Source organism: Pseudomonas sp. GD03842, assembly GCF_029841165.1.
In the GTDB taxonomy this organism is placed as follows: domain Bacteria; phylum Pseudomonadota; class Gammaproteobacteria; order Pseudomonadales; family Pseudomonadaceae; genus Aquipseudomonas.
The window spans coordinates 1-15,099 of record NZ_JAOCEA010000017.1; the positions used below are offsets into that span (position 1 = coordinate 1).

The following is a 15,099-nucleotide window of genomic DNA, read 5'->3' on the forward strand; positions in this document are numbered from 1 at the left end:
TTCGTCTCAACCGAGGCGCGCATTCTACAGCAGCGTCTCGTGGTGTCAAGCGGTTATTTTCCGAAGCTTTCAAAGTTTCCTTTGCAACTTCAACCACTTGCGCTTCGTTCGATCTGGCATCTCACGTCAGCGGGAGGCGAATTCTACAGCGTTACAACCGGCTGTCAACCACCTTTTTTCACCGCTTTCGATTCGAGCCTGACGCTGAAAACCGAAGCACTTCCTGCCTATCTGAAACCTGCAACTCGTTGATCTTCAAGGAGTTTTCGGTTCCGACTGCGCCGGAAGTGGGGCGAATTATAGAGACATCTGAAGGCCCGTCAAGCACTAATTTCAGAAAAGAAGAAAGTTTTATATTTGAGCCGGCAAGATGGCCCTACGACTTCGCACTATTCAAGACTCAACGCTTGCGCGTGCTTTCTTCCTGGGCATTCGAGGCAAGCGCATTGCAATGACAGGCACTCGCACGAACAACAACAAACCACCCACCGCCGCATAAATAGCCCACTCTTTAAGATCAGCTCTGACAATCCACAGCATATGCAGCAAACCCAGCCCCAGAATCAAGTAAGCCAGCCGATGCAGCTTTTTCCAGCGTGCACCAAGGCGTCGCTGGCTGTAACGATTGGATGTGACGGCCAGCGCCAGCAGGCAGAGAAAGGCAATGCTGCCGACGATGATGTAAGGGCGTTTGACCAACTCCACACCCAACTGAGCCCAGTCGAATCCAAGAATGAAAAAACCGTACCCCAGCAAATGCAACGTGGCATAGGTGAAACACCAGAGCCCCAACTGACGCCGGACGATCACCCACCCTGCCCATCCAGAGATGCGTTGCAATGGCGTCAGTGACAAGGTGATCAGCAATAGGACCAAGGTGCCCAAACCGAACAGGTCCACCAGCGCCTTCCCGGGATCCGGTCCCAGATCGAAAATCCATGCTTTATACAACCACATCACCGGAGCAACGCACGCCGCGATGAAAACACTCAGCCGCCATGGCAGATAACGCATCAGTAATTCTTCCGTAGGTCCATACCGGCATAGAGCGAGGCCACCTGCTCTGCGTATCCATTGAACATTTCCGTTTGCCGAATGTTGGGGCTGAACAGCCCGCTGGGCAGACGACGCTCGTGAGCTTGAGTCCAGCGCGGATGGTCGACAGTCGGGTTCACATTGGCGTAGAAACCGTACTCGTTGGCAGCGATGCTCTGCCACGTGGTCTTCGGCTGCTCACTCACCAAACTGATACGCACGATGGACTTCACGCTCTTGAAGCCGTATTTCCATGGCACCACCAGGCGTAAAGGCGCCCCATTCTGGTTAGGCAGCTCACGCCCATACATTCCCACCGCCAGGATCGCCAGTGGATTCATCGCCTCATCCAGCCGCAACCCTTCGACATAGGGCCAGTCGATCAACGCGAACCCTGATCGTTGGCCAGGCATCGTTTTAGGATCCTGCAGCGTCTCGAACCTGATGTACTTGGCGTTTGCCGTTGGCTCGACCTGTTTAAGCAACTGGGAGATCGGGAAGCCCAACCACGGAATGACCATCGACCATGCCTCCACACAGCGCAGCCGATAGATACGCTCCTCCAACAGGTAAGGCTTCATGAAATCTTCCAGCGCGTACCGACCTGGCTTGGCCACTTCCCCATCGACCACAACCGTCCATGGGGCTGTCCTCAAGGAACCTGCATTCTGTGCAGGGTCACCCTTGTCGGTGCCAAACTCATAGAAGTTGTTGTAATGAGTTGCGTCCTTGAACGGGGTGATGGCTTCGTTCTGAACGGTCACCGCCTGCCATTTGGTCGAAGGCAGCTTTTCATTAAACCATCCGGGGGCGTTTCCCGGGTCTACGGCGTCGTAGCGCGAGGCATCCGCAGCAGTTGCCCAAGATGGCAGCGCGCCAACGGCGAAGCCGGCCAGCGAGGCGCCTAGAACGGCACGCCGAGAAAGGTAGAGGGATTCGGGTGTGACATCCGACTCTTTGCAAGCGGACGCAGTAGGGATCTTGATCAGCATGGCGACTCCGCAACCTGATGGACTGGCTCCACCTTATAGGCTGCGAAGTGCGGTGTGAAATGAATCTGTCTCGCTATTTACGACGGCGCAGACGGAGCAGGTACTGAATTGGCCCTGATGCGGCGTAGGCGAGGAAGATCAGCAGCAGGATGCGTGGCGGATCGCTGAAAACCACAGCAAACACCAACACGACAGCCAGGATGGCGACGAAGGGGACCCGACCCTTGAGATCGAGCTCCTTGAAGCTGTTGTACTTGATATTACTGACCATCAGCATGCCCGCCGCGGCCACCAGCAGCGCAACCAGGAAGGACAGCTTTGAGCCCTGAATGCCGTAGTCGCTAAACGCCCAGACGGTGCCCGCCACCACGCCTGCCGCTGCGGGACTTGCCAATCCAATGAAGTACCGCTTGTCCGCCTTACCCACCTGAGTGTTGAAGCGAGCCAGGCGCAACGCGGCACCCGCTACATAAATGAAGGCGACCATCCAGCCCACCTTGCCCATGTCACCCAAAGCCCAACCAAATGCAAGCAGCGCGGGAGCAACCCCAAACGCAACCATATCGGACAAGGAGTCGTATTCGGCGCCAAATGCGCTTTGGGTGTTGGTCATGCGTGCTACACGACCGTCGAGGCCGTCCAGAACCATGGCCACGAAAATGGCGATGGCTGAAAAGGCGAAATATTTGCTCGCACCGGCGGCATCGCCGGCACTCATCGCGCTTTGAGCGCTCATCGCACTGATGATGGCGTAGAAACCTGCAAAGAGGTTCGCCGTTGTGAACAGGTTCGGCAGCAAATAGATGCCCCGATGGCGGACCTTGCGGCCTTCGGCATCGTGGCCTTCTTCTATATGCTCATCGATCGGTAGCAGGCTTTCAGCGTCAGAGGCCTTGTTTGGCTCTTCAGGACGTTCGCTCATGGACATTACCTTGCAGCTATGAATTTTCGAACAGGGTCCGCCGCGTCATCCGCCAGCGAACGATGCAGCTTTATACCAGATGAGGCCCCATAACGAAAAAACGCGACCCGAAGGCCGCGTTTTTCTTCACCAGAAACAGATTCGGGGAATCTTAGTTTTTGGTTTGGTCGACGATCTTGTTTTTCGCGATCCAGGGCATCATCGAGCGCAGTTGCTCACCGATGATTTCGATGCCGTGTGCCTTGTTGTTGCGGCGCTTGGCGGTCATCGACGCGTAGTTGCTCGCACCTTCGGCAATGAACATCTTGGCGTATTCGCCGTCCTGGATGCGCTTCAGGGCGTTGCGCATAGCTTGACGGGATTCGGCGTTGATGACCTCAGGGCCAGTCACGTATTCGCCGTACTCGGCGTTGTTGGAGATCGAGTAGTTCATGTTGGCGATACCGCCTTCGTACATGAGGTCAACGATCAGTTTCAGCTCGTGCAGGCACTCGAAATAGGCCATTTCCGGCGCGTAACCGGCTTCAACCAGGGTTTCGAAACCGGCTTTGACCAGTTCTACGGTGCCACCGCACAGTACGGCTTGTTCGCCGAACAGGTCAGTTTCGGTTTCATCCTTGAAGGTGGTTTCGATGATGCCGGTACGGCCACCGCCTACGCCCGAAGCGTAGGACAGCGCAACGTTCTTGGCGTTGCCGGAAGCGTCTTGGTAAACGGCGATCAGGTCAGGGATACCGCCGCCCTTGACGAATTCGGTACGCACGGTGTGACCCGGTGCTTTTGGCGCGATCATGATCACGTCGAGGTCGGCGCGTGGCACGACCTGGTTGTAGTGAATCGCGAAGCCATGCGAGAAGGCCAGCGTAGCGCCCTTCTTGATGTTCGGTTCGATTTCGTTCTTGTACAGCTGGGACTGGAATTCGTCTGGGGTCAGGATCATGACCAGGTCGGCGCCAGCAACGGCAGTCGCGACGTCGGTCACTTTCAGGCCATGGGCCTCGGCTTTGGCGACAGTGGCGGAGCCTTTACGCAGACCTACGGTGACATCGACGCCGGAGTCTTTGAGGTTGCACGCTTGCGCATGGCCTTGAGAGCCGTAACCAATGATCGCCACTTTTTTGCCCTGGATGATCGAAAGGTCGCAGTCTTTGTCGTAATAAACTTTCATGGAATTCCCCTGTTATCTCGGCCCATCAGGCCATTCGCTAAATGAATGAAATTAGATGCTCAGCACTTTGTCGCCGCGGGCGATGCCCGTGACGCCGCTGCGTACGGTTTCCAGGATGGCGGTGGTGCCAATGGCCTGAATAAAGCTATCCAGTTTGTCGCTCGTCCCTGTCAGCTGCACGGTGTAGACACTGCTGGAAACATCAACGATCTGGCCGCGGAAGATGTCCGTGGTGCGCTTGATCTCAGCGCGCTGGGCGCCAGTGGCCTTGACCTTGATCAGCATCAGCTCACGTTCGATGTGAGCACTCTCCGACAGATCGACCAGCTTGACCACTTCAACCAGTTTGTTGAGGTTCTTGGTGATCTGTTCGATCACCTCATCATGCCCCACGGTGGTCAACGTCAGACGCGACAGGGTCGGATCCTCGGTGGGTGCCACGGTCAGGCTTTCGATGTTGTAGTTGCGCTGCGAAAACAGACCGACGACACGAGACAGAGCACCCGGTTCGTTTTCCAGCAAAAGCGAAATGATGTGCCGCATGTTAGGTACGCTCCGTCTTGCTCAGCCACATGTCGCGCATCGAGCCGTCTCTGATCTGCATCGGATAGACGTGCTCGGCAACGTCGACCTGGATGTCGAGGAACACCAGACGGTCTTTCATCGCGAACGCTTCTTCCATCTTCGGTTTCAAGTCTTTCAGGTCGGTAATACGCATACCGACGTGCCCGTAGGCTTCGACCAGTTTCACGAAGTCAGGCAGCGACTCCATGTAGGAGTGCGAGTGGCGGCCGCTGTAGCTCATGTCTTGCCATTGCCGAACCATGCCCAGCACGCCGTTGTTGAGCAGAATGATCTTCACCGGCAGGTTGTACTGCAGGCAGGTCGACAGCTCCTGGATGTTCATCTGAATGCTGCCTTCGCCCGTGACGCAAGCGACGTGAGCATCCGGGAAGCTCAGCGCGACACCCATGGCAGCCGGGAGACCGAAGCCCATGGTGCCCAGACCGCCAGAGTTGATCCAACGATTAGGCTTGTTGAAGCGGTAGTACTGCGCAGCAAACATCTGGTGCTGACCGACGTCGGACGTCACGTAGGCGTCGCCTTGGGTGACTTCGCACAGGGTTTCGATCACGGTCTGAGGCTTGATCAAGCTGCCATCGCCACGGTTGTACGGGAACAAGTCGCCGCCCGCACGCCACTCATCGATCTGCTTCCACCAACTGGCGACGGACTCCTTGTTTGGGGTCTCGCCGATTTCCTTGAGGGTCGCGACCATTTCGGTCAGCACGCTCTCCACAGGGCCAACGATCGGCACGTCTGCCTTGATGGTCTTGGAGATCGACGCCGGGTCGATATCGATATGGATGATCTTGGCACCCGGGCAGAAACGCGCCGCACCATTGATGACGCGGTCATCGAAACGTGCGCCTACGGCCAGGATCACGTCCGAGTGGTGCATCGTCAGGTTGGCGGTGTAACTGCCATGCATACCCAGCATGCCAACGAACTGACGATCGGTGCCCGGGTACGCGCCCAACCCCATCAAGGTGTTGGTGACCGGAGCGTTCAACAGCTGTGCCAGTTCGGTCAGCGGTGCGGAGCCGTTGCCCATCACCACGCCGCCGCCGGAGTAAATGACCGGGCGCTTGGCGGCCAGGAGCATTTCGACAGCCTTGCGGATCTGCCCCGAGTGCCCGCGAACCGCCGGGCTGTAGGAACGCAGCTTGGCTTTTTTGGGGAAAACGTACTCGAATTTCTCGGCCGGGTTGGTCATGTCTTTCGGAATATCGACAACGACAGGACCTGGGCGGCCGGATTGCGCGAGGTAGAAGGCCTTTTTCAGCACTTCCGGAATTTCCGACGGATGTTTGATCATGAAGCTGTGCTTCACGATCGGACGGGAGATACCGATCATGTCGGTTTCCTGGAACGCGTCGGTGCCAACCATCGTGCTGGGCACTTGCCCCGACAGCACGACCATGGGGATCGAGTCCATGTATGCGGTCGCGATCCCCGTGATGGCGTTGGTGGCGCCAGGGCCGGAAGTCACGAGCACGACACCGGCTTTACCGGTGGCGCGAGCGTAACCATCCGCCATGTGAGTGGCAGCCTGTTCATGGCGAACGAGGATGTGGCTCACAGCAGGTTCTTTGAACAGCGCATCGTATATATGCAGGAGGGCCCCGCCTGGGTACCCATAGATATGCTCAACGCCTTCGTCACGCAAAAAGCGGACGACCATTTCAGCGCCAGATAAAAGCTCCACGTTGTTCACCTCTAAAACGCCAGAATACCGTCCACAGAAGAGGAGACGGGTCTTAATAGGTTTACTGCCAGCAGAGCATGAGCGACGGTGGTCGCCGACTACGTCAGCACTGACTGAGCAAGTATTGGGATCGCCCCTGAGTGTTTCGGAGTCTTCCCACCCAGCGCGAGGTAACGCGTTGCGGGTGTAACAGGTCGACGCGGGTGTGCGCCTCATGATCTGCCGAGACGGTCTGCTTCTGGCAGTCCCTCTACAGCGGACTTTGGATTGTTCTGATTCAACCCCCTCAAGTCAAGTCGTCCATGCGCTTTCTTCACCCACAGGCAACGAAAAAGCACCGAATGAGGTCGTAGCGGTGTCCTTGTGATAGGTTTCAACTGTTCTGCGAACGAAATATAAGGAAAGCGTATGCGCTGGATGATGCTCGCTGCGCCGCTGACACTGGCGGCCATTTCCGTCACGGGCCAGGCGGCACAAATCTATAAATGGGTCGATCCCCAAGGGGTGACCCATTTCGATGCCCAGCCCCCAGTCGGGCGGCCTGCTGAGGCAATCGAATCCCGGCAACCGGTTACGACCTCCCCCGCACCGCCCGTGCAGACGGACACGAACCAGGAGCAGCAAGCCATCGACGCCAAGGTCAAGCGCCAAGTGGCGGCTCAAGAAGCGAAACGCAAGGAGTACTGCGAACGTCAGCGCACCAATCTCGCCCAATTAGAGAATAATCCACGGGTGCGTGAAGAAGTGAACGGGGAATACCGCCGTTTTACGGAGGAAGAGCGTCAGGCACGCATCGCCGAGGTCAAACAGTCCATCGACGAAACGTGCAATTGACGATCAAGTGGCGTCAGTGATCAATTGATCGAACTGCGCCAGCAGCGCCTGCAGATGCCGGGTGTCCCGGGCATTGCCCGCGTAGGCCATCTGCGCCATTTCGAGAATACCCGATGCATTGGGCAGCGCCAGATCCTGCTCCAGAATGATTTTCATCCGGGGCAGGAAAATCCATTGCAGCCACTGCTCGAAGTCCAGCGTGTCGACGCAAAACGGCTCACGGCTCGCCAACGCATCGTCACTGGGTGGCTCATCGCTCCACCAGCCCAAGACACGCAGCTCGCGCTCGATCAACAACAGTTGATCGGCCACTTGTGGCAGCCGCTTATCCATTGGCCTTCTGCCGCGCCAGCGCAGCGCCCGCCGCATCACCCTGTTTTTCGCGAGCCTGAGCGATCAGCCCCCACAGGCTGGCTTGCAGGCTAGGACGGCCATTGGCATACGTCAGGCCGCGGCGCGCCAACTGCTCGGCTTGAGGCGCATCCCCTTGAGCCAGGCGTACTTGGGCCAGACGATAAAGCACCTGGGGCTCGCGAGGTGCGACGCGTTGGGCACGCTCAAGGCTGGATGAAGCGCCATTGAGGTCGCCACTGCCCTGCTGTTGTTGGGCGGTCGTGAGCAATGCGAGCACCGGACCATCGAGTTGTTCATCGGCGGACAGTCCACCGCCCGATGCGGGCGGAATACCGGTCGGGGCCGAAGAAGGCAGGGTATAGGTACTGGTCGACGCCGAGGGCGGTGTATAGCCGTTGTCTACCGGAGCCTGATTGACCGGTGCCGAGTCGACAGGCGCCGTGCTGATCGGCGCCGAAGTGGGCGGCACGAAGGTCGAGATCGGCGCGGCGCCCGCCCCTCCTGGAACCATCACCGTGACGCCCGAATCCTGATCGATCGCTTGCGGAGCCTGGTTCTGCTGCACAGGTGCACGGTAGGCCGCGTTACGATTGGCCGAAACACGCTCGCCGTTCGACACCCGCGAACCGGAGTCAACGACAGGAATGTTGCCGCGCGTTTGTGTCGCGCAGCCGTTGAGCAAAGCCAGGGCCGTTAGAGCCGGAATCCACCACTTGTTCACTTCACACCCTCTCGCTTAATTCAACCAGCCTTTGACCCAGTCCATCACCGATTCGGCGGGGGCCGACGGCCCACCGCAAGCCGGCCCGGGTTGCGGCTCACTGCCGCGAATATACGGCATCTGCACGGCACCTGGGCAGCTCGCGTCGGTGCCCTGCCCGGTCGCTGCGTTGACCCACGCCATCACGACGTTGTCGGGCATCGCCATATCCAATGGTAGTGGGTCGGCCTTCTTCATGAAATTGGTCCAGATCTGCAACGCACCCGTGGCCCCGGTAAACGGCGTCTTGCCGTTGTCGTCTCGGCCCATCCAGACGATTGCCAGCAGATCCTGACTGAAGCCCGCGAACCAGCTGTCTCGGGAATCGTTGGTGGTGCCGGACTTACCTGCCAGATTCAACGTACTCGGCAGGACGCTGTAGACGGATTTGCCGGTGCCTTCGCGCATCACCCGCTGCATCGCGTTCTGCAGTAGATAGATAGAGCCTGGATCGAAGCGCTGTTGAATCTGGAACGGATAACGCTTGAGCGGCTCGCCCTCAGCCGTCAACACGCTACGAATGCCGCGCAACGGCGTGTTGAAGCCGCCGCTGGCAATGGTCTGGTACATGGTGGCGACCTCGATCGGGCTCAAGGCCCCCGCCCCCAGAAGCATCGAAGGAAAGGTCGGCCAGTCACGGGTTACACCCAGTTTGGTGAGGGTCTTGAAGACGTTCGGCACCCCCAGGTCGAGCCCCAGCTTGGCGCTGGACAGGTTGTAAGAATGCGCGAGCCCTTGGTAAAGGAAGATATTGCCGTGCGCCTTGTGGTCGAAATTCTGCGGCTTCCAGATCTGGCCGTCGGCACCTTTGACTTGAAACGGCTCGTCCGGGATCCAACTGGTCAGGGTGTATTGCTGAGGGCGCTCGAGGGCCGTCAGGTAAATGGCCGGTTTGACCAGCGAGCCGATGGGACGTACCGCATCCAGGGCTCGGTTGAAACCGGCGAAGCCGGCCTGTCGGCTGCCGATCAACGCCTGCACTTCCCCGGTTTCCGGATTGGTGACGACCATCGCCGTCTCCATTTCGTCCGCGCCCTTGCGCCCCGCAATCTTGGCGAAACTCTCGCGAACCGCGGCTTCGGACTTCATCTGCAGAATCGGATCGAAGCTGGTGAAGATGCGCAGCCCTTCTTCGGTCAAGTCTTCATCCCGGTAGTCCTGACGCAACTGACGCTTGACCAGATCGAGGAAGTCCGGGAACGAGCTGTCGGCCAGCGAACCGGTCTTGGTCACGCCCAGCGGCATTTTCTTCGCGGCAGCCACTGCCTCAGGCGACGCGACACCTTGCTGTTCGAGCAGGTCGAGCACCAGATTGCGGCGCTCCAGGGCCCGGTCAGGATTGCGGCGGGGGTTGTAGTAGGACGGACCTTTGACCAGCCCCACCAACAGCGCCACCTGATGAAGTTTCAACTCGGACAAGGGTTGACTGAAAAAGTACTGACTCGCCAGACCAAAGCCGTGCACGGCGCGCTGTCCGTCCTGCCCCACGAAGACCTCGTTGAGGTAGGCCTCCAGGATTTCCTGCTTGCTGTAATGAATCTCCAGCAGGATTGCCATCATGGCTTCGGTCAGTTTGCGCGTGATGCTGCGCTCGTTGGTTAAATAGAAGTTCTTGACCAACTGCTGGGTCAGGGTAGACCCGCCCTGCCGCATCTGACCCGCCGAGGCGTTGACCCAGAAAGCGCGCGCAATCGACTTCGGCGAGACGCCGAAGTGGTGGTAAAAGTCCCGGTCTTCGACAGTGACCAGAGTATCGAGCAGGTAAGGTGGGGCCTGATCCAACTTGATGAGAATTCGGTCTTCCAGGTTTTTCGGATACAAACCGCCAATCAGCAATGGCTCTAGGCGCGCCACAGCCAATTTGGCGCCGTTGGCCGCGGTCAGGTCAGCGACATAATCCCCTGAAAAGCGCACATGGATCTGCTGAGCGGGGTCGGCACCTTCATAGAACTGAAAGCCGCGAGTATTGAGGTCGACGCTGTTACCATTCACCGATGCCGCGCCGGGGCCATTGGCCACACTTTCGCGACGGTAGCCCAGCGCATCGAGTTCGATGAGAAAATCATCGCGCGACAGCTTCTGGCCAACGAACAGTTCCAGCGGACGGGCGTAGACCTTCGCCGGAATGGTCCAGCGCTTGCCAGAAAATTTTTCCTGGACGATGGAATCCAGATAAGCGGCGAAGCAGGCCAGTACCACCAGCCCGACCAGGCTGAGTTTGAGGGCCCAGCCCAACAGGCTGCGCAGGCGACTGTTGGTGGGTTTGGGGGCTTTTCGGGAAGTGCGGGATCGAGTCATGGCGGCGGATTATACGCACTTTCAAAGCCATCGGCAGACCACCCTCCTGGCGGTTTTCAGCAATGCGCCGAGCGGCCATAATGGCCACCTTTAGTCATATCGATATCGACTTATCACCTTTTCAAGGATCGTCCGTGAGCCAGACTCTGATAGCAGCGCTTCAAAATCCTGCCCTGTTCGACCATCCCGTGGACCAGTTTCAGGTCATCGAGACGCATATTTCCTGGGTGTTGCTCACAGGCCCTTACGTCTACAAAATCAAGAAGCCGATGAATTTCGGCTTCCTCGACTTCACTACGCTAGCCGCACGCGGGCACTTCTGCGAGCAGGAATTGAAGCTCAATCAGCGCCTCACCGATAATTTGTATCTGGAGGTGTTGCCCGTTACCGGTACCGCTGAAGCGCCGCAACTGGGCGGGGCGGGCGAACCGATCGAGTATGCGTTGAAAATGCGTCAGTTCTCTCAGGACGGATTGCTCAGCACGCTGCAAGCCAAGGGTGAATTGACCACCGCGCACATCGATGACATGGCCCGCCAGATCGCCGAATTCCACCTTAATGCTCCACGGGTGATGGCGGAAAATGTGCTGGGCTCGCCTGATAGCGTCATGGCACCCGTCACCCAGAACTTCGAGCAGATCTTGCCATTTCTCACCGAGAAGGCCGACCTGGTTCAGTTGCAGGCCTTGGAAGCCTGGGCCAATACCAGTTTCGAACGTCTCAAGCCGCTACTGGCACAGCGCAAACAGGATGGCTTCATCCGTGAGTGTCACGGTGATATTCACCTTGGCAACATCACCCTGATCGAAGGCAAAGTGGTCATTTTCGACTGCATCGAGTTCAACGAGCCATTTCGCATGACCGACGTGTACGCGGACATCGGCTTTCTCGCGATGGACCTGGAAGACCGTGGCCTGAAGAGCCTTTCGCGTCGTTTGATCAGCCAGTATCTGGAGCACACCGGCGATTACGCGGGCCTGGAACTGCTTAATTTCTACAAGGCGTATCGTGCACTGGTGCGCGCCAAGGTTGCACTGTTCAGCCTGTCTCCCGATGCCGACCATGTTCAACGTGCGACCACCCTTCGCCAGTACCGCAATTACGCCAATCTGGCGGAGAGTTACAGCGCGATCCCTTCGAATTTTCTGGCGATCACGCACGGTGTATCCGCCGTTGGCAAAAGCCACGTGGCCATGCGCCTGGTAGAAGCGTTGGGGGCTGTCCGCCTGCGTTCGGACGTGGAGCGCAAACGCCTGTTCGGTGCGAATCAGGACCTGTACTCGGCTGAAAGCAGCACAAAGACCTACCAGCGCCTGAACGAACTGGCCGCTACCGTGCTCCGTGCCGGCTTCCCGGTCGTGGTCGATGCCACCTACTTGAAACACGAGCAGCGTAAGGCAACCTGGGAGGTCGCCGAGGCCCTAGGCGCCCCGTTCCTGATTCTCGATTGCGCAGCGCCCAAGGCTGTTATCGAAGGCTGGCTGGCGCAGCGTCAGACGAAAAACGAAGATCCTTCCGACGCGACCATGGCCGTAATCGAAGCGCAATTGGCCAACCGCGAACCGCTGACCGACGACGAAGCCCGGTTCAGTCGTCATGTCGAAACCAACATCAGTGGTGACCTGGACAAACTGGTCACAGACATCCGCCAGTACCTACCGGGCCTGTAACGGGCTCAGAATCGCTTTCATCGGATCGTGAAGAGAATCACTTCACGACCCGATGATGGTGGCATTATAATGGCGTCAGAATTCCAACAAGGTGACGCCATAATGAACCAGCCCAAGCAGCTCGACTCGCCGCTCTTCGCCTTGCTGCGAAAAGATGACGTGACCGCCTTCAACCTCCAGCGGCCAAAGAACGGCCCAATCGACCTGGCAGGTGGCGACTTCCGAGGGTTGGACCTGCGTGACCTGAACGCCGATGAAGTGGATTTCACCGACGCCTATTTCCGGTCGGCGGACCTGCGCGGCGTCGACTTCCGCAACGCTTCCCTCGAAGGTGCCAGCATTGCCCATGCGCAGATATCCGGCGCCTATTTCCCACCTGATTTGAGTGCCGACGAAATTCTCATGTCGGTCAATTTCGGCACGCGCCTGCGTTACCGCACCCGTTGATCTGACAGGGCGCCATTCGAAGCCCCTCGTTCGAAGCTACCGTCCGGCAGGCCGTCGGCCGCTTTCCTGCAATTGCCCGCGGGGCGGGCTGACGTGCAACTACGCTTGTTAAGTGGGGTTGAATCCGCAGTTCCGATCAGCTCAGGAGGTTTGACATCAGGAGAACGACCCGCCAGGAGGCGCCATGGAAGACGAACTGTTGAGCTTGAAAAACCTGGGTAAGACATCGACCCAATGGCTTCACGCCGCCGGTATTCACAGCACCGCCGATCTGCGACGGCTGGGCGCAATCCGTGCCTACAACGCGGTGAAAAGCCGCGGTTTCCACGCGTCACGAACGCTTCTGTATGCGCTGGAGGGTGCACTTCGCGGGCGACATTGGTGTGAACTCCCCCCGGAGCTGAAACACACGCTCAATCAGGAACTGCTCAGCCTGGACCGCGAGCGCGAAGAACCGCAGATCGACAACGCTGCAAAATAGTCCAAGCAGCCTGTTGACTTACAAATGAGAATCACTATGATTATCACATCCGGTCGCGAGACTGGCTGGTAACCTGAAAGGCTCCTTGGTTCGGACTCTCAGATTATCTCCTCATCAGGCTAATCACGGTTTTTGACCCGGCTTTTGCCGGGTCTTTTTTTGGCCGAAGATTTTCGATCCGCTTACGAGCGAACACCCAAATGGGCGAGCAGGTCGTCCAGCAGACTGTTGCCACCCAATCGCATCCGCTCCGGCTGCAACCAGGCGGGGCCAAAACGCGCCTCGGCCATGCTCAGGTAAATGCGGGCTTCATCCAAAGTACGGACATTTCCGGAAGCCTTCACGCCCACGTGTGAACCCATTTCCGCAACGGCTTCGATGAGTATTCGCGCAGCCTGGGGCGTTGTGCCCGCTATCTGCTTACCCGCAGTGGTCTTGAGAAAGTCCGCCCCCGCCCGAATCGCCATGCGGCAGACATCATGGATGATTTGCGGATCACGCAAGACCCCGGTTTCCAGTGTCACCGTCAACGTCGCGCGCTGTTCGCACAGAGCCTTCGCGGCGGCAATCATTTCGCCCCCGATCTGCTTATTTCCCGCGAGTTGTGCATGAAAGGGATACAGCAGATCGACCTCATCGACCCCCATTTGCAGCACCGACTGAATTTCCGACTCAGCTGTCGAGATCGACGCGCCGGCCGTTGGAAAATTCACCGCAGCAACGACCTTCACTTCTCGGGCCTGCAGCGCATCGAGCGTTCTGCGCGCCAAACCGGAAAAGCGCGACGACACGCAGACACCGGCGACATTTCCAAGGGGAGTCAACGCTCGCTCACACAGTGCGATGATGCGGTCATCGCTGTCGTCGGCGTTCAATGACGTCAGCTCCAGGAGTCCAAGCGCCTTCTGCGCCACCTCTTCATTGCTTTCGAACACCCTGCTCATATCCAGCTCCTCGATACCCGGCGATGTCGGGGAGCGACAATAAGGCAGGGCGAGACCGTGCGGGGCCTCATAAAGACGTCCGAGAGCGAACTTACGCGACTATCAGAGAGGTCTGTCGGACTTTGCCTGCGACAAGTCCGGGATTATCAGCGAGAAGGCATTCGCATAGGCGCGCAGCCGTCATGCTCGGGCGATGCCGGCGTATACCAGACGAAATCGGTGCTGCCAGGCTCGATCACAGTCCCCGCCCGGGCGAACAACAACACAACAGGCTTTTCGGCAACGCTCAAATCTGCGATGTGCAAAGGCACTCCCGAATCCTTTCTCACCTGATCACTGCCAGCGAGCAAGAGCACGGGTGTGGGAGCTTCGAACACGCGCTGCGCCATTCGCCGGTTCCGTTGTAGGTGAATGGCCAAGATGGCGGGGAAAGCATCCTGCAACAAGCCACCATTGGGTTCACGCACCTGCGCCAGCAATGCGGCATCTTCGGAAGCGGACGTAGAGAGAACGCCACCGAGAGCCAGGCGCTGATGATAGATCGCCGCCACCTCATGGGCAGCCAGATTGGCTGCCAGCACCGGGTAGGGCTGAGCCAGGGCGAAGCGCATTATCGGCCCGTAAAAAGTCCAGTCCCAGCCGATTTGCCAGTCCAGCTCGGCCTGCACATCGGTTGGGTATCGACCTTGTCGGATCTGACGCTGAATGGAGTCGACCTTCGATTGCTGTTCCGGGGTCAGCATTTCAAGCAACAGACTGCCCTGAGGTCGCTGGTCACTCAACGCCTGCAGCAGCCACAGCGCCAGAGCAGGGTGGTCGGGGTTTTCGTGTTGCTCACCCACCAGAACGCGCGGGGCAATGACCAGGCGGCTGATCAGCTGTTGGGTTGTCAGTGTCTTTCCGTTGCTCAAATCCTGAATCATGC

15 protein-coding genes and 1 pseudogene are annotated in these 15,099 nt (G+C 58.3%); 5 read left to right on the forward strand and 11 right to left on the reverse strand.

Features of this window, described 5'->3' with window-relative positions; translation table 11 throughout:
* Positions 1 to 252 (forward strand): annotated as a pseudogene (locus N5D61_RS21515) (hypothetical protein); the annotation flags it as partial.
* Positions 253 to 393: 141 nt separating this feature from the next.
* Here N5D61_RS21515 and msrQ read toward each other — a convergent pair.
* The 6 genes from msrQ to N5D61_RS21545 all read right to left on the reverse strand — a co-directional run bounded on the left by msrQ (position 394) and on the right by N5D61_RS21545 (position 6,386).
* Positions 394 to 1,014, reverse strand: coding sequence for a protein-methionine-sulfoxide reductase heme-binding subunit MsrQ (msrQ, locus tag N5D61_RS21520; protein WP_279894173.1), 621 nt, complete (start codon positions 1,012 to 1,014; stop codon positions 394 to 396).
* Positions 1,014 to 2,027, reverse strand: a complete 1,014-nt coding sequence (msrP, locus tag N5D61_RS21525; protein ID WP_279894174.1) for a protein-methionine-sulfoxide reductase catalytic subunit MsrP — start codon at positions 2,025 to 2,027, stop codon at positions 1,014 to 1,016. Before msrP ends, msrQ begins: the two co-directional genes overlap by 1 nt.
* 73 nt (positions 2,028 to 2,100) lie before the next feature.
* Positions 2,101 to 2,949, reverse strand: a complete 849-nt coding sequence (pssA, locus tag N5D61_RS21530; RefSeq protein WP_108239895.1) for a CDP-diacylglycerol--serine O-phosphatidyltransferase — start codon at positions 2,947 to 2,949, stop codon at positions 2,101 to 2,103.
* 151 nt (positions 2,950 to 3,100) lie between these two features.
* Entirely contained in the window at positions 3,101 to 4,117 is a 1,017-nt protein-coding gene (ilvC, locus tag N5D61_RS21535) for a ketol-acid reductoisomerase (RefSeq protein ID WP_108239896.1), read from the reverse strand.
* Positions 4,118 to 4,168: 51 nt separating this feature from the next.
* Positions 4,169 to 4,660, reverse strand: coding sequence for an acetolactate synthase small subunit (gene ilvN, locus N5D61_RS21540; RefSeq protein WP_093469284.1), 492 nt, complete (start codon positions 4,658 to 4,660; stop codon positions 4,169 to 4,171).
* Between the two features lies 1 nt (position 4,661).
* On the reverse strand, positions 4,662 to 6,386 hold the full coding sequence (locus N5D61_RS21545) for an acetolactate synthase 3 large subunit (RefSeq protein ID WP_108239930.1): 1,725 nt from the start codon (positions 6,384 to 6,386) through the stop codon (positions 4,662 to 4,664).
* Positions 6,387 to 6,794: 408 nt separating this feature from the next.
* Here N5D61_RS21545 and N5D61_RS21550 point away from each other — a divergent pair, with 408 nt between their 5' ends.
* Positions 6,795 to 7,220: a DUF4124 domain-containing protein gene (locus N5D61_RS21550; protein WP_108239897.1), complete on the forward strand. Its 426-nt coding sequence runs from the start codon at positions 6,795 to 6,797 to the stop codon at positions 7,218 to 7,220.
* A 3-nt stretch (positions 7,221 to 7,223) separates the two neighbouring features.
* On the opposite strand, the gene N5D61_RS21555 is transcribed toward N5D61_RS21550, so the two are convergent.
* From N5D61_RS21555 to mrcB, 3 genes are read right to left on the reverse strand one after another with little or no spacing between them, the layout of a single operon-like run.
* Positions 7,224 to 7,553 (reverse strand): YqcC family protein, encoded by a 330-nt coding sequence (locus N5D61_RS21555; RefSeq protein WP_279894175.1) that lies wholly within the window; start codon positions 7,551 to 7,553, stop codon positions 7,224 to 7,226.
* A complete protein-coding gene (locus tag N5D61_RS21560) occupies positions 7,546 to 8,295 on the reverse strand; it encodes a tetratricopeptide repeat protein (RefSeq protein ID WP_279894176.1) in 750 nt (249 codons plus the stop codon). Before N5D61_RS21560 ends, N5D61_RS21555 begins: the two co-directional genes overlap by 8 nt.
* Positions 8,296 to 8,310: 15 nt before the next feature.
* On the reverse strand, positions 8,311 to 10,632 hold the full coding sequence (mrcB, locus tag N5D61_RS21565) for a penicillin-binding protein 1B (protein WP_279894177.1): 2,322 nt from the start codon (positions 10,630 to 10,632) through the stop codon (positions 8,311 to 8,313).
* A 134-nt stretch (positions 10,633 to 10,766) separates the two neighbouring features.
* On the opposite strand from mrcB, the gene N5D61_RS21570 reads away from it, so the two are divergent.
* From N5D61_RS21570 to N5D61_RS21580, 3 genes are all read left to right on the forward strand, one after another.
* Positions 10,767 to 12,302 (forward strand): bifunctional aminoglycoside phosphotransferase/ATP-binding protein, encoded by a 1,536-nt coding sequence (locus tag N5D61_RS21570; protein ID WP_279894178.1) that lies wholly within the window; start codon positions 10,767 to 10,769, stop codon positions 12,300 to 12,302.
* A gap of 102 nt (positions 12,303 to 12,404) precedes the next feature.
* On the forward strand, positions 12,405 to 12,749 hold the full coding sequence (locus tag N5D61_RS21575; RefSeq protein ID WP_279894179.1) for a pentapeptide repeat-containing protein: 345 nt from the start codon (positions 12,405 to 12,407) through the stop codon (positions 12,747 to 12,749).
* 184 nt (positions 12,750 to 12,933) lie between these two features.
* Positions 12,934 to 13,230, forward strand: a complete 297-nt coding sequence (locus N5D61_RS21580; protein WP_279894180.1) for a TfoX/Sxy family protein — start codon at positions 12,934 to 12,936, stop codon at positions 13,228 to 13,230.
* A gap of 182 nt (positions 13,231 to 13,412) precedes the next feature.
* On the opposite strand, the gene deoC is transcribed toward N5D61_RS21580, so the two are convergent.
* A complete protein-coding gene (gene deoC, locus N5D61_RS21585; protein ID WP_108239904.1) occupies positions 13,413 to 14,174 on the reverse strand; it encodes a deoxyribose-phosphate aldolase in 762 nt (253 codons plus the stop codon).
* 146 nt (positions 14,175 to 14,320) lie between these two features.
* Positions 14,321 to 15,097, reverse strand: coding sequence for a ChaN family lipoprotein (locus N5D61_RS21590; protein ID WP_279894182.1), 777 nt, complete (start codon positions 15,095 to 15,097; stop codon positions 14,321 to 14,323).
* Positions 15,098 to 15,099 lie beyond the last annotated feature (2 nt).